The following is a 3,606-nucleotide window of genomic DNA, read 5'->3' on the forward strand; positions in this document are numbered from 1 at the left end:
GCATGCAGCCGGTCAGCATGGAAAGACCGCCCAGCGTGAGCGAGGTGCGTAAAAAATTGCGGCGTGCCGTACCGAGCTTGCGGGTGTGGGCAATGCGCGCAACAGCTTCGTCCAGCACGGCGGCGCTGTCGATGTCCATACGGGGAGGGGGCTTGATGATCATGGGTAATCCTTGCGCTTTGCGGCGGTTGGGCTGTTCGGCGGGTCAGCGGCCGCGAACCATATAGACGAGGGTGCGCGGCACCAGCGCCACCATCACCAGGTGAACCGCGACGAATGCGGCCAGCGCGGCCATGGCGAAAAAGTGAACCAGCCGTGCGCCTTCGTAGCCGCCCATCAGTTCGCGCAGGAGCGGAAACTGCACAGACTTCCAGAGCACCAGGCCGGAAACGACGAGCAGGACACTGTCCACCATGACGAAGAGATAGGCCAGGCGCTGCACGGTGTTGTAGTGGCTGGGGTCGGCATGGGCCAGCTTGCCCTTGAGGGCAGCGAGCAGGTCGGCGACCAGCGCCCTGGGTGAAAGCGGAAAGAATTTGTGAAAGAGCCTGCGTGTGACGATGTTGAACGCCAGATAGAGCAGGCCATTAAAGAACAGCAGCCACATGGCCGCAAAGTGCCACTGCAGCGCGCCGCCCAGCCAGCCGCCCAGCGTGAGGTCTTTGGGAATGCTGAAGCCCAGGAAGGCCGTGGCGTTGTAGATGCGCCAGCCGCTCATCATCAGCACGACCACGGCCAACGCATTGAGCCAGTGCATGGCGCGCAACCAGCCGGGGTGGATGATCTGCCGGGAAGTGTTCATGAAATGCTCCTCTTGTGCTGGCCGCAACGCCCGGGTTTCCAGTGGACTGCCGGGATTTCCGCCGCAGTCTTGCTGCGTGTTGCTGTTTGGTCGGGCCGGGCGGGCGCTTCTTACAGGCTGATTGCATTTATTTGCAAAAAGGGCCCCGGGCTGGCTGGATGGCCATGGGTTGGCTGGCGCCTAAAATCGGCCGGTGTCCCTGCCCAAACCCGCAATAGAGTCAAGATGCACCGCTACAAAAGACTGATCGCCGTGGTCGCGTTTCTGGGGCTGCTGCTGGCGGTGTTCCAGCTTTCCGGTTTGCGCGACAACTTCAGCCTGACCTTCTTGCACCAGAAATTCCTGGACAACGAAGTCAGCGGCTTGCTGATTTTTATCGCGCTGTTTGCGCTGGGCAACCTGATCCAGATCCCCGGCTGGATTTTTCTGGCCGCGGCTGTGCTGGCGCTCGGCGAGATGTGGGGTGGCCTGGCAACTTACCTCGCAGCCGTGATCTCATGCGCCTTCACCTTCTGGCTGATTCGCCTGATGGGCGGGGACGCTTTGCGGCAGATCAAGGGTCAGTGGGCTCAACGCATGCTGGCTCAGCTGGACGCGCGGCCGGTGGCGAGCATTGTGGTGCTGCGCTTGCTGCTGCAGACCGTACCGGCGCTGAATTACGCGCTGGCAATGTCAGGGGTGAAGTTTCGTGACTACCTGGTGGGCACCCTGCTGGGCCTGCCGCTGCCGATTGCGCTGTACTGCGTGTTTTTTGATTACCTGGCGCGGGTGTTGAAGGTGCCGGGGTACTGAACCTAAACGGCGTTGCCTGCCATGCGGGAAAAGAAGGGCAGCGCAATCGCTGCCGCAAGAGAGAAGAAAAAAACCAGCCCATAGGTCATCAGGGCGAGCAAGGCTCCGCCTTTCAATTCAAGGGGTGCACCCGCCCTTGTTCTGGCTCGCGAGCCGAGCCACCATGCACCCAGACCCAGTTGTGCCGCCAGTCCGGTGGCCAGGTCCACAAGGGATTGGCGTATGGGGTCCGAGCCGGCGCCCAGCGACCTGACAACAGCACCGACGGCGAACAGAACCATGAACAGGACAACACCGAAAATGAATGCGTGTTTCCAGCTCAGTTGCGTACGGCGATAAAGCCAGGCCGCCAGTTTGACGCAGACAACATACGAAAAAATGGTGAATGCAATCGGGACAAGGCCGGGAAGTTCTGGCATGCGTCAATCTCCGCAGTCAAGGGCCTTGCCCAGCACATGCTGGTAGACCGCCAGGTCTTGCGCCGAAAAGCAGCAGAACACCACTTCCGTCAAGGAAGAGGGTTGCTGCAGAGCCTGGCGCACGCTGGCCACTGCGACCTGGGCAGCCAACTCAATCGGGTAGCCGTAAATGCCGGTGCTGATGCTGGGGAAGGCCATCGACGTAACGCCTTTGGCTGCCGCGATTTCCATGGCGCGCCTGTAGCAGGAGGCCAGCAACTCAGGCTCGCCGTTGCCGCCACCGCGCCAGACCGGACCCACCGTGTGGATGATGAACTTCGCCGGGAGCCGGTAGCCTTTGGTGGCTTTGGCCTCGCCGGTTTTACAGCCGCCCAGCAGGCGGCATTCATGGACCAGTTCAGGCCCTGCAGCGCGATGAATGGCACCGTCGACACCGCCGCCGCCCAGCAGCGATGAATTGGCAGCGTTGACGATGGCGTCAAGCTGCAGTTTCGTGATGTCGGCCTGGACGGCTCGGAGGGTTGCAGGCATGGCGACCTCTCTGGATGGCTGAACCTTGCTGGGAGAAACGCGTGCCCGCAGGAGCGGGCGCGCGCTGTCTCACAACACCTTGCTCAAAAAGCGCTTGGTACGCTCTTCCTTGGGGTTGTCAAAGATCTCCGCCGGTGAGCCCTCTTCGATCACCAGGCCTTCGTCGATGAACATCACGCGGTCGGCCACCTGGCGGGCAAAACCCATTTCGTGGGTGACGACCACCATGGTCATGCCTTCTTCGGCCAGGGCCTGCATCACGGCCAGCACTTCGCCGACCATTTCGGGGTCGAGCGCAGAGGTGGGTTCGTCAAACAGCATGATGCGCGGCTGCATCGCCAGCGCACGGGCAATTGCCACGCGCTGCTGCTGCCCGCCCGAAAGCTGGTTGGGGTAGGCGTCGATCTTTTCGAGCAGCCCGACCTTGACCAGCAGTTCACTGGCACGGTTGCGCGCCTCCAGTGCCGTCAGCTTGCGCACCTTGGTGGGCGCCAGCGTGATGTTTTCCAGCACGGTTTTGTGTGGAAACAAATTGAAGCGCTGGAACACCATGCCGATTTCCGAGCGCAGGGCATCGACGTCGGTCTTGGGTTCGTGCACCGACACGCCGTGCACCAGCACCTCGYCGCCGCTGGCGTCTTCCAGTCCGTTCAGGCAGCGCAAAAAAGTGCTTTTGCCCGAGCCGGAAGGGCCGATGACGCAGACGACTTCGGTGGCCTTGATGGCGCAGTCGATGCCGCGCAATACCGGCGTGTGGCCAAACTGCTTGGTCAGCCGCTTAACGCGAATCACCTCGTCCATAACGAGCCTCCAGTTTTTTGACAAGGTAAGCCAGGCCCAGCGTCAGCACCCAGTACATGAGGGAGATGGTGAGGTAGGGCTCCCAGTAGCGCGAATAGGCGCCGGCGACGGTGCGCGCGGCGTAGGCCAGTTCGGCCAGACCAATCGCCGAGATCAGCGACGAGTCTTTCAGCAGCGAGATCGCGTTGTTGCCCAGCGGCGGCAGCATGCGGCGAAAAGCCTGCGGCAGCACGACGTGGTACATGGTGCGCGGAAAAGACA

Annotated in this window: 6 protein-coding genes; 1 reads left to right on the forward strand and 5 read right to left on the reverse strand. The window is 61.8% G+C overall.

Annotated elements, in window-relative coordinates; all coding sequences use genetic code 11:
- Positions 1 to 205: 205 nt before the first annotated feature.
- Positions 206 to 802, reverse strand: coding sequence for a cytochrome b/b6 domain-containing protein (locus tag AC1D1X_RS18435; protein WP_477669225.1), 597 nt, complete (start codon positions 800 to 802; stop codon positions 206 to 208).
- A 225-nt stretch (positions 803 to 1,027) separates the two neighbouring features.
- Between AC1D1X_RS18435 and AC1D1X_RS18440 the strand changes: the two genes are divergently transcribed.
- On the forward strand, positions 1,028 to 1,594 hold the full coding sequence (locus AC1D1X_RS18440) for a TVP38/TMEM64 family protein (RefSeq protein WP_477669226.1): 567 nt from the start codon (positions 1,028 to 1,030) through the stop codon (positions 1,592 to 1,594).
- 2 nt (positions 1,595 to 1,596) lie between these two features.
- On the opposite strand, the gene AC1D1X_RS18445 is transcribed toward AC1D1X_RS18440, so the two are convergent.
- From AC1D1X_RS18445 to AC1D1X_RS18460, 4 genes are all read right to left on the reverse strand, one after another.
- Positions 1,597 to 2,013 carry a hypothetical protein gene (locus tag AC1D1X_RS18445; RefSeq protein ID WP_457280524.1) on the reverse strand — a complete coding sequence of 139 codons (417 nt, stop codon included), beginning with the start codon at positions 2,011 to 2,013 and terminating at the stop codon, positions 1,597 to 1,599.
- Positions 2,014 to 2,016: 3 nt separating this feature from the next.
- Complete coding sequence (locus AC1D1X_RS18450; protein ID WP_457280525.1) at positions 2,017 to 2,544, reverse strand: O-acetyl-ADP-ribose deacetylase; 528 nt, start codon at positions 2,542 to 2,544, stop codon at positions 2,017 to 2,019.
- A 69-nt stretch (positions 2,545 to 2,613) separates the two neighbouring features.
- Positions 2,614 to 3,345, reverse strand: a complete 732-nt coding sequence (locus AC1D1X_RS18455; RefSeq protein WP_477698837.1) for an amino acid ABC transporter ATP-binding protein — start codon at positions 3,343 to 3,345, stop codon at positions 2,614 to 2,616.
- A partial coding sequence (locus tag AC1D1X_RS18460) for an ABC transporter permease subunit (RefSeq protein WP_477698838.1) occupies positions 3,323 to 3,606 on the reverse strand: 284 nt, incomplete at its 5' end. The genes AC1D1X_RS18460 and AC1D1X_RS18455, both read right to left, overlap by 23 nt.

Source organism: Polaromonas sp. P1_G4, from assembly GCF_056405475.1.

Excerpts from the sequence above, each read along its gene's own strand:
- AC1D1X_RS18435 (WP_477669225.1), bottom strand. The coding sequence starts at position 802 with ATGAACACTTCCCGGCAGATCATCCACCCCGGCTGGTTGCGCGCCATG.
- AC1D1X_RS18440 (WP_477669226.1), top strand. The coding sequence starts at position 1,028 with ATGCACCGCTACAAAAGACTGATCGCCGTGGTCGCGTTTCTGGGGCTG.
- AC1D1X_RS18445 (WP_457280524.1), bottom strand. The coding sequence starts at position 2,013 with ATGCCAGAACTTCCCGGCCTTGTCCCGATTGCATTCACCATTTTTTCG.
- AC1D1X_RS18450 (WP_457280525.1), bottom strand. The coding sequence starts at position 2,544 with ATGCCTGCAACCCTCCGAGCCGTCCAGGCCGACATCACGAAACTGCAG.